The sequence below is a fragment of the Methylobacillus draconifructus genome, from assembly GCF_045984355.1.
In the GTDB taxonomy this organism is placed as follows: Bacteria; Pseudomonadota; Gammaproteobacteria; order Burkholderiales; family Methylophilaceae; genus Methylobacillus; species Methylobacillus flagellatus_A.
In genome coordinates this window covers 441111-462148 of the sequence record NZ_JBJQII010000001.1, presented here as the reverse complement: position 1 = coordinate 462148, position 21038 = coordinate 441111, and the positions used below count along the sequence as shown (strand labels likewise).

Annotated in this window: 22 protein-coding genes; 8 read left to right on the top strand and 14 right to left on the bottom strand. The window is 59.9% G+C overall.

Translation table 11 applies throughout. The features are described from left to right. Nucleotides 1–24: 24 nt before the first annotated feature. The 5 genes from rodA to ACJSDX_RS02160 form a co-directional block, all read right to left on the bottom strand. On the bottom strand, nucleotides 25–1119 hold the full coding sequence (rodA, locus tag ACJSDX_RS02180) for a rod shape-determining protein RodA (protein ID WP_407993286.1): 1095 nt from the start codon (nucleotides 1117–1119) through the stop codon (nucleotides 25–27). After that, nucleotides 1109–3046: a penicillin-binding protein 2 gene (mrdA, locus tag ACJSDX_RS02175; protein ID WP_407993285.1), complete on the bottom strand. Its 1938-nt coding sequence runs from the start codon at nucleotides 3044–3046 to the stop codon at nucleotides 1109–1111. The genes rodA and mrdA overlap by 11 nt, the downstream gene beginning before the upstream one ends. 9 nt (nucleotides 3047–3055) lie before the next feature. Next, nucleotides 3056–3535: a rod shape-determining protein MreD gene (mreD, locus tag ACJSDX_RS02170; RefSeq protein ID WP_309565736.1), complete on the bottom strand. Its 480-nt coding sequence runs from the start codon at nucleotides 3533–3535 to the stop codon at nucleotides 3056–3058. Further along, nucleotides 3522–4454 (bottom strand): rod shape-determining protein MreC, encoded by a 933-nt coding sequence (mreC, locus tag ACJSDX_RS02165; protein WP_407993284.1) that lies wholly within the window; start codon nucleotides 4452–4454, stop codon nucleotides 3522–3524. Before mreC ends, mreD begins: the two co-directional genes overlap by 14 nt. 122 nt (nucleotides 4455–4576) lie before the next feature. Beyond that, entirely contained in the window at nucleotides 4577–5620 is a 1044-nt protein-coding gene (locus ACJSDX_RS02160; RefSeq protein ID WP_230342680.1) for a rod shape-determining protein, read from the bottom strand. Between the two features lie 120 nt (nucleotides 5621–5740). Here ACJSDX_RS02160 and gatC point away from each other — a divergent pair, with 120 nt between their 5' ends. Genes gatC through gatB form a run of 3 tightly spaced genes read left to right on the top strand, consistent with a single transcriptional unit; the run spans nucleotide 5741 to nucleotide 8942 of the window. Further along, nucleotides 5741–6028, top strand: coding sequence for an Asp-tRNA(Asn)/Glu-tRNA(Gln) amidotransferase subunit GatC (gatC, locus tag ACJSDX_RS02155; protein ID WP_309565734.1), 288 nt, complete (start codon nucleotides 5741–5743; stop codon nucleotides 6026–6028). Between the two features lie 8 nt (nucleotides 6029–6036). Continuing rightward, nucleotides 6037–7506, top strand: a complete 1470-nt coding sequence (gene gatA, locus ACJSDX_RS02150) for an Asp-tRNA(Asn)/Glu-tRNA(Gln) amidotransferase subunit GatA (protein WP_407993283.1) — start codon at nucleotides 6037–6039, stop codon at nucleotides 7504–7506. Beyond that, a complete protein-coding gene (gatB, locus tag ACJSDX_RS02145; protein ID WP_407993282.1) occupies nucleotides 7506–8942 on the top strand; it encodes an Asp-tRNA(Asn)/Glu-tRNA(Gln) amidotransferase subunit GatB in 1437 nt (478 codons plus the stop codon). The genes gatA and gatB overlap by 1 nt, the downstream gene beginning before the upstream one ends. 12 nt (nucleotides 8943–8954) lie before the next feature. On the opposite strand, the gene ACJSDX_RS02140 is transcribed toward gatB, so the two are convergent. The 3 genes from ACJSDX_RS02140 to pyrE all read right to left on the bottom strand — a co-directional run bounded on the left by ACJSDX_RS02140 (nucleotide 8955) and on the right by pyrE (nucleotide 10978). Next, complete coding sequence (locus tag ACJSDX_RS02140) at nucleotides 8955–9593, bottom strand: DUF4124 domain-containing protein (protein ID WP_407993281.1); 639 nt, start codon at nucleotides 9591–9593, stop codon at nucleotides 8955–8957. A gap of 96 nt (nucleotides 9594–9689) precedes the next feature. After that, on the bottom strand, nucleotides 9690–10199 hold the full coding sequence (locus ACJSDX_RS02135; protein ID WP_407993280.1) for a DNA-deoxyinosine glycosylase: 510 nt from the start codon (nucleotides 10197–10199) through the stop codon (nucleotides 9690–9692). Nucleotides 10200–10336: 137 nt separating this feature from the next. After that, complete coding sequence (gene pyrE / locus ACJSDX_RS02130; RefSeq protein ID WP_407993279.1) at nucleotides 10337–10978, bottom strand: orotate phosphoribosyltransferase; 642 nt, start codon at nucleotides 10976–10978, stop codon at nucleotides 10337–10339. A gap of 24 nt (nucleotides 10979–11002) precedes the next feature. On the opposite strand from pyrE, the gene ACJSDX_RS02125 reads away from it, so the two are divergent. Genes ACJSDX_RS02125 through ACJSDX_RS02115 form a run of 3 tightly spaced genes read left to right on the top strand, consistent with a single transcriptional unit; the run spans nucleotide 11003 to nucleotide 13706 of the window. Further along, a complete protein-coding gene (locus tag ACJSDX_RS02125; protein ID WP_407993278.1) occupies nucleotides 11003–11773 on the top strand; it encodes an exodeoxyribonuclease III in 771 nt (256 codons plus the stop codon). 39 nt (nucleotides 11774–11812) lie between these two features. Next, nucleotides 11813–13048 (top strand): AmpG family muropeptide MFS transporter, encoded by a 1236-nt coding sequence (locus tag ACJSDX_RS02120; protein ID WP_407993277.1) that lies wholly within the window; start codon nucleotides 11813–11815, stop codon nucleotides 13046–13048. Next, entirely contained in the window at nucleotides 13041–13706 is a 666-nt protein-coding gene (locus tag ACJSDX_RS02115; protein WP_407993276.1) for a sulfite exporter TauE/SafE family protein, read from the top strand. Before ACJSDX_RS02120 ends, ACJSDX_RS02115 begins: the two co-directional genes overlap by 8 nt. A 22-nt stretch (nucleotides 13707–13728) precedes the next feature. On the opposite strand, the gene metW is transcribed toward ACJSDX_RS02115, so the two are convergent. Both metW and metX read right to left on the bottom strand, forming a co-directional pair. Further along, on the bottom strand, nucleotides 13729–14358 hold the full coding sequence (metW, locus tag ACJSDX_RS02110) for a methionine biosynthesis protein MetW (RefSeq protein WP_309565725.1): 630 nt from the start codon (nucleotides 14356–14358) through the stop codon (nucleotides 13729–13731). Beyond that, entirely contained in the window at nucleotides 14355–15494 is a 1140-nt protein-coding gene (metX, locus tag ACJSDX_RS02105) for a homoserine O-succinyltransferase MetX (RefSeq protein ID WP_407993275.1), read from the bottom strand. The genes metW and metX overlap by 4 nt, the downstream gene beginning before the upstream one ends. 22 nt (nucleotides 15495–15516) lie before the next feature. Here metX and ACJSDX_RS02100 point away from each other — a divergent pair, with 22 nt between their 5' ends. Beyond that, complete coding sequence (locus tag ACJSDX_RS02100; protein WP_407993274.1) at nucleotides 15517–16092, top strand: gamma carbonic anhydrase family protein; 576 nt, start codon at nucleotides 15517–15519, stop codon at nucleotides 16090–16092. 224 nt (nucleotides 16093–16316) lie between these two features. After that, nucleotides 16317–17234 (top strand): DMT family transporter, encoded by a 918-nt coding sequence (locus tag ACJSDX_RS02095; RefSeq protein WP_407993273.1) that lies wholly within the window; start codon nucleotides 16317–16319, stop codon nucleotides 17232–17234. A 10-nt stretch (nucleotides 17235–17244) separates the two neighbouring features. Here ACJSDX_RS02095 and prmC read toward each other — a convergent pair whose 3' ends face one another. From prmC to hemA, 4 genes are read right to left on the bottom strand one after another with little or no spacing between them, the layout of a single operon-like run. After that, complete coding sequence (gene prmC, locus ACJSDX_RS02090) at nucleotides 17245–18099, bottom strand: peptide chain release factor N(5)-glutamine methyltransferase (RefSeq protein WP_407993272.1); 855 nt, start codon at nucleotides 18097–18099, stop codon at nucleotides 17245–17247. Between the two features lie 11 nt (nucleotides 18100–18110). After that, nucleotides 18111–18542, bottom strand: a complete 432-nt coding sequence (locus tag ACJSDX_RS02085) for a DUF2127 domain-containing protein (protein ID WP_407993271.1) — start codon at nucleotides 18540–18542, stop codon at nucleotides 18111–18113. 4 nt (nucleotides 18543–18546) lie between these two features. Then, nucleotides 18547–19629 (bottom strand): peptide chain release factor 1, encoded by a 1083-nt coding sequence (prfA, locus tag ACJSDX_RS02080; protein ID WP_407993270.1) that lies wholly within the window; start codon nucleotides 19627–19629, stop codon nucleotides 18547–18549. Nucleotides 19630–19673: 44 nt separating this feature from the next. Then, nucleotides 19674–20918 (bottom strand): glutamyl-tRNA reductase, encoded by a 1245-nt coding sequence (gene hemA, locus ACJSDX_RS02075; protein ID WP_407993269.1) that lies wholly within the window; start codon nucleotides 20916–20918, stop codon nucleotides 19674–19676. Nucleotides 20919–21038: the final 120 nt, after the last annotated feature.

Genomic DNA, 21038 nt, shown 5'->3' with positions numbered 1-21038 from the left:
CGGCCCGACTCGCTCCTTTCTTTCCTATGAGGTAACAAGCTTCTTATGCGTATGGATACTCATGAGTATGCCAAAACCGACCAGCAAGGTGACCAGCGAAGTGCCGCCATAGCTGATGAGCGGCAAGGGCACGCCCACTACCGGCAGGATGCCGCTGACCATGCCGATGTTAACAAACACATAAGTGAAGAAGGTCAATGTAATGCTGCCTGCCAGCAAGCGGCTGAACGTGCCTTGCGCCTGTGCCGCGATCACGAGGCCGCGGCCGATGATGACGGTGAACAGCAGGATCAGCAAGACGTTGCCCAGCAGGCCGAACTCTTCGCCGAACACCGCGAAAATGAAGTCGGTGGTGCGTTCCGGCAGGAAATCGAGCTGCGACTGGGTGCCGTTGAGCCAGCCCTTGCCGGCGAGGCCGCCGGAGCCGAGCGCAATGCTGGCCTGGATGGTATGGTAGCCGGCGCCTAATGGGTCCTGGTACGGATCGAAAAGGATTTCAATGCGCCGCCGCTGGTAATCATGCAGCATGGACCAGAGAATGGGGGCCATGACGGCCACGCTGACCGCCGCGCCGATCAGGATGCGCCAGCTCAAGCCGGCCAGGAACAGGACATAGAAGCCGGAGGCGGCGATCATCAGCGAGGTGCCGAGGTCGGGCTGCTTCATGATCAGGCCGACCGGGATGGCAAGCAACACGGCGCCAATGACATGGTCCTTGAACGTCGCGGCGGATTCGCGGCGGGAAAAATACCAGGCCAGCAGCATGGGCACGGCGATTTTCATCAGTTCCGAAGGCTGTATTTTGGCGACGCCGATATGCAGCCAGCGCCTGGCGCCGTGGCTGATCTCGCCGAACAGCGCAACGCTGATCAGCAGCAGCACGCCCAGCACATAGGCGGGCAAAGCGATGCGTTCCAGTATCTGGGGGGAGATATTGGCGGCGATCCACATCAGGCTGAGCGCTACCGTGATGTTGACCAATTGGTTGCTGATCTTGCCCATGCTCTGCCCGGAAGCGCTATAGAGGACGCACAGGGCAAGCACGATGGTGACGATCAGGCAGCTCATCAGGAAGCCGTCGATATGCTTCATCAGGCGTTTCATCAATTTACTCATCATGGCTTTGGGCCTCCGGGGTGACGGGCGCGCCAACGCTGGCATCTTCCACGGCTGGTTTTGCCGAAGGAGGCTCCTTGCCCAGCAAGTAGTAATCCATCACGCGCCGTGCGATCGGCCCGGCGGTGGAGCCGCCATGGCGGCCGTTTTCCACGATCACGGCAATCGCGATCTTGGGGTCTTCCGCCGGCGCGTAAGTGATGAACAAGGCGTGGTCAAGGTGCCGCTCGTGCATCCTGCTTTCATTGTACTTCTCATTCTGCTTGATCCCGACCACCTGGGCAGTGCCGGTCTTGGATGCCATGAGGTATTGGCTGTCGGCTCCCAGCCGTGCCGCGGTACCGCCCGGCAGGGTGACGTCCATCATGCCTTGTTTCACGATCTCGATATTTTTGGGGTTGAGCGCAACCTGGTCGACGACTTCGGGCGAAATGGAGTGGACATGGCCGCCCTTGCTCTCCTGGATCGCAGCGACCAGGTGCGGCTTCATGGCCTTGCCGTTGTTGGCGAGAATGGCGGTTGCCTGCGCCAATTGCATGGGGGTCGCGAGCATATAACCCTGGCCGATGCCGACAATCACGGTTTCGCCCGGGAACCATTTCTGCTTGAAGCGCCGGCCTTTCCATTCCGGGGTCGGCAGCAGGCCGCTCATCTCACCCTTGATGTCGATGCCGGACGGCTTGCCGAAGCCGAAGTGGCTGACGAACGAAGCGAGCCTTTCTATGCCCAGCTCCATGGCCAGCCCGTAAAAGAACGTGTCGCAGGAGACCGCAATGGCCTTGCGCATATCCACGGTGCCATGGCCGCTGGGCTTCCAGTCGCGGTAACGGTGTGTATTGCCCGGCAATGTGAAAAAGCCCGGGTCGCTGATGCTGAACGGGGGTGCGCGTTTTCCCGCTTCGAGCCCGGCCATGGCGACGAACGGCTTGAAGGTGGAACCCGGAGGGTAGACGCCGCGTAACGGACGGTTGATCAAGGGCTTGTCCAGCGATTCGTTGAGTTCTTTCCAGCTTTCGCTATCGATGCCGTCGACGAAAAGATTGGGGTCGTAACCGGGCTGGCTGACGTATGCGAGCACTTCCCCCGTGCTGGGCTCGATCGCCACCAGGGCGCCGCGGTAGTCGCCGAACGCTTCTTCGGCGATGCGCTGCAATTTGCTGTCCACGGAGAGGATCAGGTTATTGCCCGGGATGGGCGGGGTGCTGGATAGCACGCGCACTGCATGGCCGCCCGCGTCGATTTCCACTTGCTGGAAACCGGTGATGCCGTGCAGCTGCGACTCGTAATACTGCTCCAAGCCGCTCTTGCCGATATGGTCCGAGCCCTTGTAGTTCGAGAGGTCACCGGACTCCTTGAGGTTCTCCAGGTCGCGGTCGTTGATGCGGCCTATGTAGCCGATGATGTGGGAGCCTGACTTGCCTTGCGGATATTGGCGGAACAGGCGGGAGCGGATCTCCACTCCCGGGAGGCGGAAGCGATGGACGGCGATCTTGGCTGCTTCATCCTCATTCAGGTGCGTACGGATGGGCACGCTCTCGAAACTATGGGTCTGGGCGCGCAGCTTCTTGAAGCGCTTGCGGTCATTGGTGCTGACTTCGATCAGTTTCGCCAGTTCATCGATGGTTTCTTCCACGGTGTTGGCGACCTTGGCCGGCGTGATTTCCAATGTGTACACAAAGGAGTTCTGCGCCAGCACCACCCCGTTCCGGTCCAGGATCAGCCCGCGGTTGGGCACGATGGGAACCAGAGAAATGCGGTTGTTCTCGGCCATGGTCTGGTAATGGTCGTACTTCGCGTATTGCAGGTAGACGAAGCGGCCGATGAGGATGCCGAAGCACGTGATGACCAGCAATGCGCCGGCCGCCAGCCGCGCACGGAAATCGTGCTGCTCCTTCTGGTAGTTCTTGAGTTCTGAACGGCGGGATCTCATGGGCAGGGATCAGGCCTGGTTGGAGCGGCTGTCGATACGAAGGCGCGAGAAGATGACGAACTGCCAAAGCAGGATGCCGCTGACGCTGGGCAGGAAATATTGCCAGCCTGGCAGTTCTCCGCCTGCGAACAGCTTGAGCACGAGCGTAATGACTTGGGTAAATAGCAATAATAGGAATACATAACCGGCTTGCTGCCAGATATTGAACAATGCCAGGCGTCGCTGATAAGCCACTGCGAAATACGACGTGATGGAGTAGGCGAGTGCAAACTGACCAAACAGTCCGCCCGAGATCAGGTCCATGAGCAATCCTGCAAACCAGGCGGTGCCGATGTTGCACAGGTGCGGCGCCCTCAGGGTCCAGTACAGTACGGTCACCAGGAGGAACTCGGGACGTACCGTCAGCAGGCTGCCGGACCATGGCAGGATTTGCAGTATCAATGCCAGCAGCAACGACAGGTATACAGGTTTGAAGCTAGTTGTTGACATGGCGTTTTGGCGGCGTTGTTTTTTTGGGGGCAGGCTTGGCCTTCACTGTATTGCTGTCCGCCGGGCGCTCGGCCTGGGGTATGCTGACCAACAGGAGCTGTCTGTGGTGTTCGATGCCTGCAAGAGGCTTGCCGATAATATGGGCAAATGGCGAGTCGGCATTGGTATCCACCTGGACGACTTCCGCGACGGCGAGTCCTGGAGGGTAGATGCCGTCAATGCCGGAGGTGACCAACTTGTCGCCTGCCCGGATATCGACATTGGCTGGCAGCGAAGGCAATTCCACCGTGGCATTGCGGCCTTGTCCGAATGCGATTGCACGCAGGCCGTTGCGCTCGACCTGCACTGGGATGGAAAGCTCCTTGTCGGTAATGAGCGTTACCTCGCTGCTGAAGGGGTAAACGCGCGTGACTTGCCCGATCACGCCATTCTCATCAATTGCCGCTTGGCCTGCCACGATGCTCTGGCGCGATCCCAGGTTGACGACGATCTTGTGGCTGAATGGATCGCGCCCCATATGTAATATCTCAGCGAGGCGGGCTGGCTGGCTGGAAAGCTGGGCGGCTCCCAGCAAGCTGCGCAGGCGCTCGTTTTCAGACGCCAGTGCCTTGAATCGCTGCAGTTCCGCTGCATGTTCCAGCGCCTGGTGGCGCAAGCGGGTGTTCTCTTCGGTGAGCGTGGTCTGCGTATGCAGGTATGCGCTCACATCCTGGGCGAGATTGAGCGGTGCGTTGGCAATGATCTGCAAGGGATGCAGCAGCGCGATGAATCCCTGGCGGACTTCGACAAGGTAGTTCAGTCGTGCGTCCGTGGCAATCAATACCAGGGAAAGCACGGAGAAGAAGAATAAGCGCGCCGTAGGGCTCGGGCCGCGAACAAAGAAGCCAGTGTGGTGTTGGTGTTCTAAGGCGCGTGGCATGAGGAGTGTGTGATGGTTGTCTGGTCTAGTGTGCTAGTGGTGTTCCGGAACCTGCGAAGCTCCTGATGATAAAAAACAGGCCATCGTGACATGGCCTGATTCTGTTCTCATGATAACGCAATTTACTCGTAGGCAAACACATTGCCCAGCTTGTCCATTTCTTCCAGCGCACGGCCACAGCCGCGGGCGACACAACTCAATGGATCTTCCGCCACGATCACCGGAAGGCCGGTTTCTTCCAGCAGCAGGCGGTCGAGGTCGCGCAGCAATGCGCCGCCGCCGGTCAGCACCATGCCCTTTTCGGCGATGTCGGCGCCGAGCTCAGGCGGCGTTTGCTCTAATGCCGACTTCACTGCGCCGACAATCGCGTTGAGCGGTTCGGTCAATGCCTCGAGGATTTCATTGCTGGAGATGGTGAACTTGCGCGGCAGACCTTCAGCCAGGTTGCGGCCGGTCACTTCCAGCTCAAGCACCTCGGAGCCTGGGAATGCGGAGCCGATCTGCTTCTTGATCAATTCCGCAGTAGGTTCGGAAATCTGCATGCCGTAATTGCGGCGGATGTAGTCGATGATGGCCTGGTCGAACTTGTCGCCGCCGACGCGCTCGGATTTCGCATAGACAATGCCGCCCAGCGAGATCACGCCGACCTCGGTGGTGCCGCCGCCGATGTCCACCACCATGGAGCCTGTGGCTTCCGCGACTGGCATGTTGGCGCCGATCGCCGCGGCCATCGGTTCCTCGATCAGGTAAACCTGGCGCGCGCCGGCCATCTCGGCGGATTCCTTGATCGCGCGGCGCTCCACCTGGGTGGAGCCGACGGGAACACAGATAATGATGCGGGGATTGGGGCTGAACAGGCGGGATTCGTGAATCTTGCGGATAAAGTACTTGAGCATCTGCTCGGTGATGGTGAAATCGGCAATCACGCCATCCTTCATCGGGCGGATCGCCGTGATGTTGGCCGGCGCGCGGCCCAGCATGCGCTTGGCTTCCAGGCCGACCGCCAGCAAGGTTTTCTTGCCGGTGGGGCCGCCTTCCTGGCGAATCGCCACCACGGATGGCTCGTCGAGGACGATACCCTTGCCACGTACGTAAATCAGGGTGTTTGCTGTGCCAAGGTCAATGGCGAGATCGTTAGAAAAGTAACTGTTTAAAAGACCGAACATTATTTGTATCCTGACGAGCTGCCGCAGGCTGTGTGGGCCTTATGTCGCGGCTGAAGATGTGCGTAAAATCAAGGTATAATACCTGATATCTCCTAGAAATTTAAGATTTGGATTGGATAAATGTCACTCAACACACATGACGTCAAAAGGATCGCGCACCTGGCGCGGATCGCCGTCAGCGAGGAAGAGGCCGAAGCGACCCTGGTCAAGCTTTCCGGAATTCTTGGCCTGATCGAGGAAATGCAGGCGGTGGATACCAGCGGGATCGCCCCCATGTCCCACTCCCAGGACGTGACCCAGCGCCTGCGCGAGGACGTGGTCACCGAAAGCGACCAGCGAGAATTGCTGCAATCCATCGCGCCTGCCGTCGAGAACGGCCTCTACCTCGTTCCCAAAGTCATCGAATAAGTCCTGTCATGATCAATCATAGTTTGAAGCACCTGGCCGGCATGCTGGCCAGCAGGGAGATTTCCAGTGTCGAGCTGACGCAGGAATACCTCAACCGCATCGCGCGTCTCAACCCCGAGATCAATGCCTATATCACAGTCAATCCCGAGTTGAGCCTGGCCCAGGCCAAGGCGGCCGACCAGCGTATCGCCCATGGCGACGCGGGTCCGTTGACCGGCATCCCGGTCGCGCAGAAAGACATTTTCTGTGCCAAGGGCTGGAAAACCACCTGCGGCTCCAAGATGCTGGAAACCTTTATTGCCCCTTACGACGCAGGCGTCGTCGAGCGCTTCAATGCCGCCGGCGCCGTCAACCTGGGCAAGACCAATATGGACGAGTTCGCGATGGGCTCCTCCAACGAGACTTCCTATTTCGGCAAGGTGCAGAACCCGTGGGACAGGACGCGGGTCCCGGGCGGCAGCTCGGGCGGCAGCGCAGCCGCAGTGGCGGCGCGCCTCTGCGCTGCGGCGACGGGTACGGATACCGGCGGCTCGATTCGCCAGCCCGCGTCATTGTGCGGCCTTTCGGGCCTTAAGCCCACCTACGGCCTGGCTTCCCGCTACGGCATGATCGCGTTTGCCTCCAGCCTGGACCAGGCCGGCCCCATGGCGCATTCGTCCGAGGACATGGCGCTGATGATGAATGTGATGACCGGTTTCGACGAGCGGGATTCCACCAGCCTGCAGCGCGAGAAGGAAGACTATACCCGCGAGCTGGGCAAGTCGCTGGCAGGCCTCAGGATAGGCTTGCCCAAGGAATATTTCGCCGAAGGCCTGGACGCCGGCGTGGCGAAGGTGATCGAGGCGGCGGTGGACGAATACCGCAAGCTGGGCGCGGAGATCGTCGAGGTCAGCCTGCCCAATACCATGCTGTCCATCCCTGTCTATTACGTGCTCGCACCGGCCGAGGCCTCCAGCAACCTGTCGCGCTATGACGGCGTGCGTTTCGGCCACCGTGCCGCCGAGTACGACGACCTCATGGACATGTACTGCAAGAGCCGCGCGGAAGGCTTTGGCGCGGAGGTGAAGCGCCGCATCCTGATCGGCACTTATGTGCTGAGCGCGGGCTACTACGATGCCTACTACCTCAAGGCGCAGCAGATCCGCCGGCTGATCGCCGAGGATTTTGCGCGCGCATTCGAGCAATGCGACCTGATCCTGGGCCCGACGGCGCCTTCCACCGCGTTCAAGTCCGGCGAGAAGGCGGATGATCCGGTCGCGATGTACCTGCAGGATATCTACACCATTGCCGTCAACCTCGCCGGGTTGCCGGGCATGAGCATCCCTGCCGGTTTTGCGCCTGCTGCAGACGGCAAGGAGCTGCCCGTGGGCCTGCAGATCATCGGCAACTATTTCGACGAAGCGCGCATGCTCAATGCCGGGCATGCCTATCAACAAGTCACAGACTGGCACATCCGCATGCCGGAAGGAATTGCATAATGAGTAGTTGGGAAGTCGTCATCGGGCTGGAGACGCACGTCCAGCTCAATACCAAGTCCAAGATATTCTCCGGCAGCAGCACTGCGTTCGGCGCAGAGCCCAATACCCAGGCCAACGTGGTCGATATCGCCCTGCCGGGCGTATTGCCGGTGTTGAACAAGGAAGCCGTGCAATGCGCGATCCGCTTCGGCCTTGCGGTGAATGCCGAGATTGCGCCGCGCTCGGTGTTTGCGCGCAAGAACTACTTCTACCCCGACCTGCCCAAGGGCTACCAGATCAGCCAGTATGAACTGCCGGTGGTCGGCAAGGGTTCGCTGACGGTCCAGGTCGGCGATAGCGAGAAAACCGTCAACATCACGCGTGCCCATCTTGAGGAAGACGCAGGCAAGTCCGTGCATGGCGCCAGCCCGGGCCAATCCGGTATCGACCTCAACCGTGCGGGGACGCCCTTGCTGGAAATTGTCACCGAACCGGACATGCGTTCCGCCGCCGAGGCCGTAGCCTACGCGCGCAAGCTGCACGAGCTGGTGCAGTGGATCAATATCTGCGACGGCAACATGCAGGAAGGCAGTTTCCGCTGCGACGTCAACGTTTCCGTGCGCCGCAGGGGCGAGGAAAAGCTCGGCACGCGCCGCGAGATCAAGAACCTCAATTCCTTCCGCTTCATGCAGCAGGCGATCGAATACGAAACCCGCTGGCAGATCGAAACGCTGGAAGATGGCGGCAAGATCGAGCAGGCAACGGTGCTTTTCAACCCCGATACCGGCGAGACCCGCGCCATGCGCAGCAAGGAAGAAGCCAACGACTACCGCTATTTTCCCGATCCCGACCTGTTGCCATTGGCGATCTCGGCGGAAGACATCGACGCCATCCGCGGTACCTTGCCCGAATTGCCATCCGCCATGAAGGCGCGCTTCGAGCGCGACCACGGCTTGTCGGCCTACGATGCCTCTGCACTGACCGCCTCGCGCGGCGTGGCGGATTACTTCACTGCGGCATTGGTTGAGTTCGGCGGCGAAGCCAAGCTGGTGGCCAACTGGGTGATGGGCGGCGTGAGCGCCAAGCTGAACGAAGAAGGCCGCGAGATTGCCGATGCGCCCGTATCGCCGGTCCTGCTTGCAGGCTTGCTGAAGCGGATTGCCGATAACACCATCTCCAGCAAGATCGCCAAGGATGTATTCGAGGCGATGTGGGCAGGCGAAGGCGACGCGGACGCCATCATCGAGCGCAAGGGCCTGAAGCAGGTGACCGATAGCGGCGCCATCGAGGCCATCGTGGACGAGGTGCTGGCCGCCAATGCCGCCATGGTGGAAGAATTCCGCGCCGGCAAGGAAAAGGCGTTCAACGCCTTGGTGGGCCAAACCATGAAGGCTTCCAAGGGCAAGGCGAACCCTGCCCAGGTCAATGAAATTCTCAAGCGCAAGCTCGCAGGCTAACGCAATCTAGGTTTAGTGTGCCGGGCTGGCGCCCTCGCCAGCCGGCACGCCTGTCTTCAATTCAATGAAACGCTTCTTGTCGTTGTCGAAGCGCAAGCGCATGGTCTCCATATGGTGTTTGCGCTCTGCGATTTGCTCATCTATCTTGTCGATGTCGAGCAGGGCGGCCTTGAAATCCTTTTTGAAATCTTTCGGCAGCGGCTGGCCGCGCTTGATGTAGCCGGCTTCTAGATTCTTGAGTTCCTGCAGGCGCGCCGTGACGCTGAGCTTGCGCTGTTCCAGTCCTTCCAGCATGGCCTGGTCCATTTGCAGATTGCGGTCTCGCGCGAGGTCGATTTCGTGTTCCGAGCTGTAGACCGCTTGCAAGGTCCTGTCTCGCCTTGTCTGTTCGCTCTCTTTGCCCGGGGTTTCCGATGCTGTGCTGTTTGCCGTGTCGGTTTGCGGCATGCCGCGCGGGCTGATATTGCTTTCCTTGCCCGAATATTGCGGTGGCAGGGTATCTCCATAATGGGTAGTGCCTTGCTCGTCCACCCACTTCATGATCTTGCCGCTGGGCTGCTTGGATTCCGTAGCTGCCCATACTGTGCTGGCGTTCAGCGTCAATAGCAGGTATGCCATGACATTCGCAGGCAGATGCAATCTGCGTATCATGCCTTTCCTCCCTTGTGGAATGATCGTGATTATTTTTTGCTAACTATCGCATGATTTTGCGCCGGATTATACCCTTTGCCAAAACATGGGAATTCTTCAGTCGGAGATCACGGCAGTGATCTGCTGCCACTGCGCAAGCTTGTGTTCCTTCTTGATCGAGGCATTGGCAGGGCTGGTGGAAGGCAGCCTGTGGTAATGCAGGTGGGCCGGAATTATTTGCCGCTTGAGCACATGGCGGCGAAACGCCTGCTCGGCCTTGCTGCCGTTGAAAAAAATGTGGCGGATGTGGGGAAATTGCGCGAACAGGGCGCTGAAATCATTGGCGACGATGGAGGCTTCCTCGATGTCGCCGTCCAGGCTGCTGATGCGTATGCACTCCTTGAGCACATCCCATATGCCGATATGCTGCTGGTTCAGCAGCCGCAGCCTTTCCTGGTATGCGGTCTCGGCTGGAATGTTGAAAATGTGGTTGATGAACGGCCAGAACAGGTTCTGCGGATGGGCGTAGTAAGCCTGCATTTCCAGTGACCGCTTGCCGGGCATGGAGCCCAGTATCAATACCTGGCAAGGTGGGGTGACGGCTGGAGGGAAGCTATGAACCAGCATGTGCCGCCGAGGCTTTACTTAGAGCGGTTAACAAACCCAGCGCAGCGGTCCTGGCTAGGCGCGCTGCCGCAGGCAGTACAAGTCGTACGGCAAGGCAGCGCAACAATGCCAGGAGAGTTTTGTTAGCTGCGCTTAATCTATTCAACACCATATGCGCTGCGGTATGCGGCAATGGCAGGGCGGTATGCTGCCAACTCGCTGCTTTGGTCCAGGTACTCGATCAGGTCACGCAGGTTGGCGATGCTGATCACGGGCAATTGGTGCTGCTGCTCGACTTCCTGCACGGCGGATAGCGCGCCCAGGCCGCGCTCCTGGCGGTCGAGCGCAATCGCGACGCCGCACGGCGTGGCGCCGCTGGCGGTGATGATATTGACCGATTCGCGCACCGAGGTGCCGGCCGAGATCACGTCGTCCACAATCAGCACCCTGCCTTGCAGGGAAGCGCCTACAATGGTGCCGCCTTCGCCATGATCCTTGGCTTCCTTGCGGTTGAAGGCATAAGGCATGTTGCGGCCTTGCCTTGCCAGGGCGATCACGATGCTGGCGGCCAGGGTGATGCCCTTGTAGGCCGGCCCGAACAGCATGTCGAACTGCACGCCGGAGCGCACGATGGCGGCGGCGTAGAACTCGCCCAGGCGCATCAGGCTTTCGCCGTCGTTGAACAGGCCCGCATTGAAGAAGTAGGGGCTGAGACGTCCGGCCTTGGTGGTGAACTCGCCGAAACGTAATACCTGCTTTTGGATGGCGAATTGGATAAAATCTTGCGTTGAATCTGACATGATGAGTGAAGAAAGGTTGTAGTGTTGCGTATTATATCCCTGAATCTCAATGGCATCCGTTCCGCTGCCAGCAAAGGCTTTTATCCGTGGATGCAGCAACAGCAGGCCGATATCGTCTGCTTGCAGGAGCTGAAGGCGCAGGAAGCCGACATGACGGCGGAAATGCTGCAACCCGAAGGTTATTACGGCTATTTCCATTACGCCGACAAGAAAGGATACAGCGGTGTGGGCATTTACTCGCGGCAGAAGGCCGATGCGGTGATCGTGGGCCTGGGCATTGCCGATATCGATAGCGAAGGCCGCTACCTGGAGGCGCGCTACGGCAAATTGAGCGTAGTGTCGCTTTACCTGCCTTCCGGTTCCAGCGGGGAAGAGCGGCAGGCATTCAAGTTCAGCGTCATGGAGCGATTCATGCCGCACCTCGAGTCATTGATCCGCGATGGCCGCGACGTCGTCATCTGCGGCGATTGGAATATCGCCCACCAGGAAGCCGACCTCAAGAATTGGCGCGGCAACCGCAAGAACTCTGGCTTCCTGCCGGAAGAGCGCGCCTGGCTCACGGATTTGTTCGGCCGCATCGGCTGGGTGGACGTTTACCGCTTGCTGCATCCGGATACTACCGATGCCTGCTATACATGGTGGAGCAACCGCGGGCAGGCGTGGGCGAAGAATGTCGGTTGGCGCATCGATTACCAGGTGGCGACGCCGGCATTGGCGGCCCGGGCGGTAGGCGCCTCGATATACAAGGATGCGCGCTTCAGCGACCATGCGCCGCTTACCGTCGATTACCAATAGTGTTTGGTAGGTCAGTCATTTGACAAGTCAGGATACACAATGATCAAGCAAGGCTGGGGGGCTGCCCTCAAGGCCGTGGTAAGCGGGCGCATGCTGGTGGCGCTGATGATGGGGTTCGCGTCGGGATTGCCCCTGCTCCTGACCGGTTCCACCATGCAGGCCTGGCTCAAGGAGTCAGGCGTCGATCTCGCCATGATAGGCGCTGCGGCGATGATAGGCCTGCCGTATACGCTCAAGTTCCTATGGGCGCCGCTGTTCGACCGTTACACCATCCCGCTGTTCGGGCGGCGGCGCGGCTGGCTGGCCCTGAGTCAATTGGCGTTGGTGCTCGCCTTGCTGGCCTTGAGTATGAGCGACCCGGCCAGCAGCTTGTGGGGCGTGGCGCTTGCTGCATTGCTGGTGACCTTTTTCTCGGCGTCGCAGGATATCGTCATCGATGCCTATCGCCGTGAAAGCCTGTCGGACCAGGAGCTGGGCCTGGGTTCCGCCATGTTCGTCAACGGCTACCGCGTCGGCATGCTGCTCGCGGGCGGCGGCGGCCTGATCCTCGCCGACCTGCTGACTTTCTCCAAGATGTACCAGCTGATGGCCCTGTTCATGGGCTTGTGCATCCTGGTGACGCTGTTCTCCCCCGAGCCCAGGGAAGCCGCAGGCAGCCCACGCACCTTGCGCGAAGCCGTGGTGGAGCCGTTCCTGGAATTCTTCAAGCGGCCAGAGGCCGTTACCATCCTGGCCTTCATCCTGCTCTACAAGCTGGGCGATACCCTGGCTTCTGCCATCAATGTGCCGTTCTATCTCGACCTGGGTTTCAGCAAGAGCGAGATCGGCGCTATCGCCAAACTGTTCGGCTTCTGGGCTACGCTGATAGGCGGCACCCTGGGCGGCATCTGGATATTGCGCATCGGCCTGTATCGTTCCCTCTGGCTGTTCGGCTTCCTGCAAATGGCATCGACTTTCGGCTTTGTGCTGCTGGCGCAGGTGGGATACAACCTGCCCATGCTGACCGGCGTCATCGCGGTGGAAAACTTTACCGGCGGCCTGGGCACCGCTGCTTTCGTCGGCTTCATGGGCGCCATGACCGACAGGCGATTCACGGCAACCCAGTATGCCTTGCTGTCCAGCCTCATGGGTGTGCCGCGCGTGATTCTCTCCACGCCGACGGGATGGATGGCGGGGGAAATGGGGTGGACCATGTTCTTCCTCTTGTGCACCGTGCTTGCCATACCCGGTTTGCTCATGATCCGGCGCTTCAGGGGCTGGGAGCCGCATGCCTGAACTCAGCCTCTTCGCTGCCTTGCTGGTTGGCCTGTTGGGCGGCGGGCATTGCGCGGGCATGTGCGGCGGTATCGTGGGTGCGGTAAGTATGAGCATGCCGGGCAGCCGCCCGCAATGGCGCTTGCTGCTGGCCTATAACCTCGGGCGCATCGGCAGCTACGGCGTCGCCGGGGCGATTGCCGGGGCCGTAGGGGCCAGCAGTTTCTTTTTGCAACACCTCCTGCCGGTCGGCAAGGTGCTGTATGCACTGGCGAATATCATATTGATTCTGCTGGGCCTGTACCTTGCCAATCTCTGGCATGGCGTGATTGCCTTGGAGCGTATCGGCGCGGTGTTGTGGAAGCGGCTGCAGCCGTTCAGCAAGCGTTGGCTGCCGGTACGCAATATTGCCCAGGCGGGCATGCTGGGCGCGATCTGGGGCTGGCTGCCTTGCGGACTCGTCTATAGCGTGCTGATTGCCGCTCTGGCGACAGGCAGTCCGGTGCAAGGCGGATTGCTGATGCTGGCTTTCGGAGTGGGAACATTGCCCACCCTGCTGGCGATGGGCATGGCTGCAGTGCGCCTAAAGGCGTGGTTGCAGCAGCTATGGATCCGGCGTATCAGTGGCCTGACCGTGTTGTTTTTTGGCGTGCTTGGCTTGGTGCGTCTCTGGTTTTGAATCTGTAACTCAGGATTGGGATTCAATAACTAATCGGCCAGCCAGCCTGTTCAAAACGGTAGATGGCCAGGCTGCCCAGCAGGTTGGGCATGAAGCTGACGGTATCGCCTTCGTTGATGACGATGCGGTCGGTGATGCGGATATTCATCTTGGCGCACAACGCCTCGAAGTCGTCGATGGTGCACAGGTGGAGGTTGGGCGTGTTGTACCATTGGTGCGGGATGTTGTCCGACACCGGCATATGTCCCGCCATGAGCTGGATGCGGTGGCGCCAGTAGCCGAAATTGGGGAAGGTGATGATGCCCTGCTTGCCCACGCGCAGCATTTCGCGCAGCACGCCCTCGGTGTTGACCATGGCCTGCAGGGTCTGGGATAGGATGACGTAGTCGAACGACAGGGAGTCAAAGCCCGCCAGTCCGGCTTCAAGGTCCATCTGGATCACATTCACGCCATGCCCGATGCAGGCGAGCACGTTATTGTCGTCCTTGTCCACGCCGTAGCCCTTGACTTCAAGCTTCTCGCGCAGGAAGGACAATAGGGAGCCGTTGCCGCAACCCAGGTCCAGTACCTTGGACTGGGGCTGTATCCATTTTGCGATTAACGCAAAGTCATGGCGGTTTTCTGCTTCTCTCACAATTTCCGTTGTACTCATGAGCTGGCTCCTGTATCGATTTTGGCGAGATAGGCGCGCAGAATCTGGTGGTAATGCGGGTCGGGCATCAGGAATGCATCGTGTCCGTGCGCGGCGGTGACTTCCGCATAGCTGACGCTCAATTCGTTGTCCAGCAGGGCCTTGACGATCTCGCGCGAACGGGCAGGCGAGAAGCGCCAGTCACTGGTGAACGACACGACCAGGAAGTCCGCCTTGGCCTTGGCGAGCGCCAGGCTGAGGTCGCCGCCATGCGCAAAGGCCGGGTCGAAGTAATCGAGCGCCTTGGTCATGCGAAGGTAGCTGTTGGCGTCGAACGCGGTGGCAAACTTGTCACCCTGGTAGCGCAGGTAGGATTCCATTTCGAACTCCACCTCGAAGTTGTACTTCAGGCTGCCATTGCGTAGCTTGCGGCCGAATTTCGCGCCCATGGCATCATCGGAAAGATAGGTGATGTGGCCGAGCATGCGTGCAATGCGCAGGCCGCGATTGGGCACCGCGTTGTGTTCGTAATAATCGCCGTTATGGAATTCCGGATCGGTCATGATGGCCTGGCGCGCGACCTCGTTGAAAGCCACGTTCTGCGCCGTGAGGTTGGGGGCGGAGGCGATTACCAGCGCATGGCGTACGCGCTCGGGGAAATCCAGCGTCCATTGCATGGCTTGCATCCCGCCCAGGCTGCCGCCGACGACGGCGGCCAGCTGCGTAATGCCGAGCTGGTCGAGCAGCAGGGCTTGCGACTTGACCCAGTCCTCTACCGTCAGCATGGGAAATTTCGAGCCCCATGGCTTGCCGGTGGCCGGGTTGATGCTGGCCGGGCCGGTGCTGCCGTGGCATCCGCCCAGGTTGTTGAGCGCAATGACGAAGAACTTGTTGGTATCCAGCGGCCGGCCGGGGCCGATGAGGTTATCCCACCAGCCGGGGTGCTTGTCGTCTTCCTTGTGCTTGCCTGCTGCATGATGGTTGCCTGACAGCGCGTGGCAGATCAGCACGGCATTGGATTTGCTGCTGTTCAGTGTGCCGTAGGTTTCGTAGACGATGTCGAATGCGGGTAGCGCTTCGCCGCTTTTCAGGGTGAGCGGTTGCTGGAAATGGGCGGTTTGCGGGGCGACGATGCCGACGGATGAAGAATCTTGCATGGATGGGATTATACTATGGCTTATGTCAGCCTATCATACCCCGCAAGCGGGTTCTGTGCTTGCCGCTTATCAGGGCATCTCGCCGCAAATCGGGAGGGAAGTTTACATCCATCCTTCTGCCGTGATCATTGGGGATGTGGCGTTGGGCGACCATGCCTCGGTATGGCCGGGCACCGTGGTTCGCGGCGACGTCAACCATATCCGCATCGGCGAGGGCAGCAATATCCAGGACGGCTCCATCCTGCATGTCAGCCATAAATCCAGCTGGGAGCCGGAGGGCTGCCCCTTGGTCGTGGGTTCCAATGTGACGGTGGGGCACAAGGTGATCCTGCATGGTTGCACGCTGGAGGACGAATGCCTGATCGGCATGGGCAGCATCGTCATGGACAAGGTTGTCGTACAGAAGCACGTATTGCTCGGCGCAGGCAGCTTGGTGCCGGAAGGCAAGGTGCTGGAAAGCGGATTCCTCTACCTGGGCAGCCCGGCGAAAAAGATCAGGCCGCTGACGGAAAAGGAAATCGCCCATTTCATGTATTCGGCCCAGCATTACATGCGCCTGAAGCAGCATTACCTGATGGCTGCCGGCAATGCGCTGTAGACAGCAGCTCTGCCGTCGCCTAAAGTAGCAAGCATCATGAATGCCTTCAATCTTCTGCTGATTCTGCGACTGTGGCGGCTGCCTGCCATTGCCCGGCGCGTCGGATCATTACATTGAGTTGTTGATCTTCAGATGGCGATGCGGGCCTTGTCCCGTTGTTGCTGTCTTTCCGTGATAAGGCCTGTGTTTTTAGATGATTGGTACAGGTTCTTCTGGTTTTCCTTATGCATCCGTTTCTTGCAAAATTCTTTTCCTCGCGGCAGCAGGCGTTGGGCGTGTTGTTTGCGCTGGTGTCGGCGATTGGCTTTTCCGCCAAGGCGATTTTCGTCAAGCTAGCCTATGTCGAGCCTGTCGATGCGGTGACGCTGCTGGCCTTGCGCATGGCATTTTCGGTGCCGTTCTTCATCGTTGCCATGTTTTACGGACAGGAAAAAGCAGCGGAGATGCAGCGGCGCGATTGGCTTGCGGTGCTGGTCCTGGGCTTCGTCGGATATTATCTTGCCAGCTTCCTGGACTTTCTCGGCCTGCAATACATCAGCGCCGGGCTGGAGCGCCTGATCCTGTTCCTCTACCCGACCATGGTGGTGCTCATCAGCGCGCTGGTGTTCCGCGAGCGTATCGGCAGGACGGTGATGGTTGCGCTCTTGCTGAGCTATGCCGGCATTGTGCTGGTGTTCGTGCATGATTTCAGCCTGAATGGCGATGGCCTGTTCCTGGGCGGCAGCCTGGTGTTTGCCAGCGCGTTCGCCTATGCGGTCTACCTGGTCGGAGCCGGGCATACCATTGCCCGCATCGGGGCCATGCGTTTCACGGCCTATGCAATGACGGTGGCTTGCCTGGCCTGCATAGTCCAGTTCCTGCTGACGCATCCATTGGATGCGTTGCGACAATCAGGCCGGGTTTACGTCTTGACGGTCAATATGGCGCTTTTTTCCACCGTGTTGCCGGCATTTGCCTTGGCGGCCGCCATGAAGCGGATAGGCTCGATGCAGACATCGATGATAGGCGCGCTTGGGCCGGTGGCGACGATTTACCTGGCATATGTCTTCCTCGGCGAGCAATTGTCGCTGATCCAGTTGTTGGGGTCGGCGCTGGTGCTGGTCGGGGTGATGATGATCAGCCTGCGCAAGCGCAAGGCTTGAAAAAGAGTTGTCAGGTTAGCTGGCCAAGCGTCACGCGGTCATGCCCGGCAAGGTCCTGCACGGTGTGTACATTGGCAAAATGGTGCCCGCTGAAAATCGATCGTACGGCTTCGCCTTGGTTGTAACCGTGCTCGATGATGAGCCAGCCTGAAGATTTCAAGTGCATAGGCGCATGGGCAATAATCCTGCGGATGTCGTCCAGGCCATCCATGCCCGATGCCAGTGCCGTGATGGGTTCGAAGCGCAGGTCGCCTTGCTGCAGGTGCGGATCGTCTGCTTCGACATAGGGCGGATTGCTGACGATGAGGTCGAAGCGCTGGCCTTGCACGGCGCTGAACCAGTCGCTGTGCAGCGCTGCGACATTGTGAGCGGATAATTGTCGGGCGTTCTCCCTGGCAATCGCGAGGGCGGCTTCCGAATAATCCAGTATTGTGACCTTGTCGTGCGGCCGTTCGAGCGCCAGCGTAATGCCGATCGCCCCCGTGCCGGTGCCCATGTCGAGAATCTCGCATGCCTGGTCAGGCGGGATGCGGTCAAGGGCGGTTTCCACCAAGATTTCGGTATCGGGCCGCGGGATCAGGGTGTCTGGCGTTACCGCGAAATCGCGGCCGTAGAATTCGCGCCGGCCCAGGATGTGGGCAACGGGCTCGCCCTGGATGCGCCGGGCAAGCAGGGATTCAAACCGGACGCGAAGCGCGTCTGTCACCGTGTCGTCGCCATGCGCAATCAGCCAGGCATGGTTTACACCGCCCAGGCTGTGCTGCATGAGGGCGCGGATTTCAATGCGCGCCTCAGTCTGGTCCAGGCCGCTGGCTTGCTGCAGGCGGTTGGCGGCGCAGGAGATGAGGCTCTTGAGCTTGGCCATGGCTGGGCTGGCTAGCGATGATGGCGCCAGAGAATGGCCACGATCACTATATTGGCGGCAAACACTCCGAACCCAAGCCAGCTGAAATGCGCGAGCAATTCCAGTATCTCGAAGGGCAGGTAAAGGCCTGCGCTTGCCATGCCGAGGATAACGGCCCAGTGCCGGCCCAGCCATAAGCCGTAGGCTTCCAGCAGGCGGACGGCGGCATAGAATATGGCGCCGAATGCCAAGGCCATCAGCCTGGGCTCGGTGATATTGCCGGCCCAGTGCAACAGGATGCGCGGGTAATGGTTGGCAGGGTTGAGGTGCAAGTGGCGAACCAGGGTTTCCGCATACGCCTGCCAGTCCGTGTTGATGAAGCGGAACAAGGCGAGCGATGCACCCAATACCAATACCCCCTTGCTGGCCTCAAACAGGGCAATAGTACGTAGACTGGCGGCCATGAAATCAGGCGTCCTCGCCCAGGGTGGCGAGCAGGTCGGCCTGGTGTTCTGCCGCCAGGGCATTGATCAGTTCGTCCATGTCGCCTTCGGTGATGGCGTCGATCTTGTACAGCGTCAGGTTGATGCGGTGGTCGGTGATGCGGCCTTGCGGATAGTTGTAGGTACGTATGCGCTCACTGCGGTCGCCGGAACCGATCAGGCTGCGGCGCTCGCTCGCGATCTTGCTTTGCTGTTCGTCCACTTGCTTGGCCTTGATGCGCGCGGCAAGCACTTGCATCGCCTGGGCCTTGTTGGAGTGCTGGCTGCGGCCGTCCTGGCATTCCACTACGATGCCGGTGGGGAAGTGGGTGATGCGGACTGCGGAATCGGTCTTGTTGATGTGCTGTCCGCCCGCGCCCGAGGCGCGGAAAGTGTCGATACGGATGTCCGCCGGGTTGATGGTGACGTCGCTGACCTCGTCCACTTCCGGCAATACCGCCACGGTACAGGCTGAGGTGTGGATGCGGCCCTGGGTCTCGGTTTCCGGTACACGTTGCACGCGGTGGCCGCCCGACTCGAACTTGAGCCTGGAGTATGCGCCGAGCCCCTCGATCTTGGCGATGATTTCCTTGTAGCCGCCCACTTCGGACTCGCTGGCGGATACGATCTCGACTTTCCAGCGCTGGCGTTCCGCGTAGCGTGAATACATGCGGAACAGGTCGCCCGCGAACAGGGCGGATTCATCGCCGCCGGTGCCGGCGCGGATTTCCAGGAAGATGTTGCGTTCGTCGTTGGGGTCCTTGGGCAGCAGGAGTTTTTGCAGCTCCTCGGCAATATCCTCAAGCCTCTGCTTGCCGGCTTCGAGCTCTTCCTGGGCGAACTCCTTCATCTCCGGGTCGGAGAGCATGGCTTGGGCTTCCTTGATGTCGTTGCCGGCTTGCTCGTAGGCGCGGAACTGCTCGACGATAGGCGTGATCTCGGCATGCTCGCGCGTGATCTTGCGGTAGTTGTCGATGTCGTTGGTCGCATCCTCGCTCGACAGCAGGCGGTTCAGTTCGTCCAGGCGCTCGCTCAAGGTGGCGAGCTTTTTAATCATTGAAGGTTTCATTGCTGGGAAAATTGGAACACTAAAGGTTGAATGTCAGGGTTGGATTAATGGTGAATCTGGTACAGCTGGCGCAGCATGGCTTCAAGTTGGTCGCGGTCTTCGCCGCTGACATTGTTGAGCGCGTGGCTGGGCCCGTGCAGCAGCTTGTTGGTAAGCGCGTTGCTCAATGCGTCCAGCACCTGCGCCGGGTCGTCCCCGCGGGCCAGCAGTTTGCGCGCTTTTTCCAGCTCGCTCAGGCGGTGGCGCTCTGCCTGCTCGCGCAATGCGCGGATGGTCGGCACCGCGCTGCGGGTTTTCAGCCACTGCATGAAATTGTCCACGCGCATGTCGATGATGGCCTCGGCTTCTGCGGCGGCTTCCTGCCTGTTCTCCAGGCCTTCCTGCACCACTTGCGCGAGGTCGTCCACGGTGTAAAGGAACACGTCGTCGAGTTCGCCCGCTTCCGGTTCGATATCGCGCGGGACCGCCAGGTCCACCATGAACATGGGCTTGTGCTTGCGGTTGCGGATCGCGCGTTCCACCATGCCCAGGCCCACGATGGGCAATTGGCTGGCGGTGGAAGTGATGACGATGTCGAATTCCGCCAGGCGGTCTGGCAGGTCGGCCAGCAGCATGCTGTTGCCGCCGATGCTGGCAGCGAGCTCCTGGCCGCGCTCCAGCGTGCGGTTGGCCACCGTCAGCGATAAAGGCCTATGGGCGGCAAAGTGCTCGGCGCAGAGCTCTATCATCTCGCCTGCGCCAATGAACAGCACGTGCTGGTTGTTGAGCGCGCCGAAAATGCGCTGCGCAAGACGGGTGCTGGCGGCGGCCAGCGAAACCGAATTGGCGCCGATATTGGTGTTAGTACGCACTTCCTTGGCAACCGAGAAGGTGCGCTGGAACAGCTTGTGCAGCAGGGTGCCCAGCGTGCCGGCGTTTTCTGCAATGCGGACTGCCTGCTTCATCTGGCCCAGGATCTGGGCTTCGCCCAGCACCATGGAGTCGAGTCCTGAGGCCACGCGGAAGGCGTGCTTGACGGCGTCTTCCTGGGGCAGGGTATACATGTAGGGAGCAATGGCCTGCGGTTGCAGCTGATGGTAACCCGCCAGCCATTCCAGGGCTTTTTGCGGGTTGTCGGTGTTGCAATAGAGTTCGGTGCGGTTGCAGGTAGACAGGATGGCGGCTTCGCGGATGCCGTAAGAGTTCAGGTCGCGCAGCGCGCCGCCGAGATGCTCGTTCTGGAAAGCGACGTTCTCACGTATGGAAACTGGTGCGGTCGTGTGATTAACGCCGACTGTAAATAAATGCATCCTGCAATTTTCCTGTATCGCGGCAACTTGAGCAACAATTTCAAGCAATTAAGCTGATGCATTGCATGCCCGGCAGGCCGCTATCATACTCTCATTTGACGGCATTGAATGAAGCTGTTC

Coding starts and splice junctions, on each gene's coding strand:
- rodA (WP_407993286.1), bottom strand. CDS start 1,119: ATGATGAGTAAATTGATGAAACGCCTGATGAAGCATATCGACGGCTTC.
- gatA (WP_407993283.1), top strand. CDS start 6,037: ATGATCAATCATAGTTTGAAGCACCTGGCCGGCATGCTGGCCAGCAGG.
- prfA (WP_407993270.1), bottom strand. CDS start 19,629: ATGAAACCTTCAATGATTAAAAAGCTCGCCACCTTGAGCGAGCGCCTG.
- metX (WP_407993275.1), bottom strand. CDS start 15,494: ATGCAAGATTCTTCATCCGTCGGCATCGTCGCCCCGCAAACCGCCCAT.
- prmC (WP_407993272.1), bottom strand. CDS start 18,099: ATGGCCAAGCTCAAGAGCCTCATCTCCTGCGCCGCCAACCGCCTGCAG.
- mreD (WP_309565736.1), bottom strand. CDS start 3,535: ATGTCAACAACTAGCTTCAAACCTGTATACCTGTCGTTGCTGCTGGCA.
- mrdA (WP_407993285.1), bottom strand. CDS start 3,046: ATGAGATCCCGCCGTTCAGAACTCAAGAACTACCAGAAGGAGCAGCAC.
- hemA (WP_407993269.1), bottom strand. CDS start 20,918: ATGCATTTATTTACAGTCGGCGTTAATCACACGACCGCACCAGTTTCC.
- metW (WP_309565725.1), bottom strand. CDS start 14,358: ATGAGTACAACGGAAATTGTGAGAGAAGCAGAAAACCGCCATGACTTT.
- ACJSDX_RS02095 (WP_407993273.1), top strand. CDS start 16,317: ATGCATCCGTTTCTTGCAAAATTCTTTTCCTCGCGGCAGCAGGCGTTG.
- ACJSDX_RS02140 (WP_407993281.1), bottom strand. CDS start 9,593: ATGATACGCAGATTGCATCTGCCTGCGAATGTCATGGCATACCTGCTA.
- ACJSDX_RS02135 (WP_407993280.1), bottom strand. CDS start 10,199: ATGCTGGTTCATAGCTTCCCTCCAGCCGTCACCCCACCTTGCCAGGTA.
- mreC (WP_407993284.1), bottom strand. CDS start 4,454: ATGCCACGCGCCTTAGAACACCAACACCACACTGGCTTCTTTGTTCGC.
- ACJSDX_RS02085 (WP_407993271.1), bottom strand. CDS start 18,542: ATGGCCGCCAGTCTACGTACTATTGCCCTGTTTGAGGCCAGCAAGGGG.
- ACJSDX_RS02115 (WP_407993276.1), top strand. CDS start 13,041: ATGCCTGAACTCAGCCTCTTCGCTGCCTTGCTGGTTGGCCTGTTGGGC.
- gatC (WP_309565734.1), top strand. CDS start 5,741: ATGTCACTCAACACACATGACGTCAAAAGGATCGCGCACCTGGCGCGG.
- ACJSDX_RS02160 (WP_230342680.1), bottom strand. CDS start 5,620: ATGTTCGGTCTTTTAAACAGTTACTTTTCTAACGATCTCGCCATTGAC.
- pyrE (WP_407993279.1), bottom strand. CDS start 10,978: ATGTCAGATTCAACGCAAGATTTTATCCAATTCGCCATCCAAAAGCAG.
- ACJSDX_RS02100 (WP_407993274.1), top strand. CDS start 15,517: ATGTCAGCCTATCATACCCCGCAAGCGGGTTCTGTGCTTGCCGCTTAT.
- gatB (WP_407993282.1), top strand. CDS start 7,506: ATGAGTAGTTGGGAAGTCGTCATCGGGCTGGAGACGCACGTCCAGCTC.
- ACJSDX_RS02120 (WP_407993277.1), top strand. CDS start 11,813: ATGATCAAGCAAGGCTGGGGGGCTGCCCTCAAGGCCGTGGTAAGCGGG.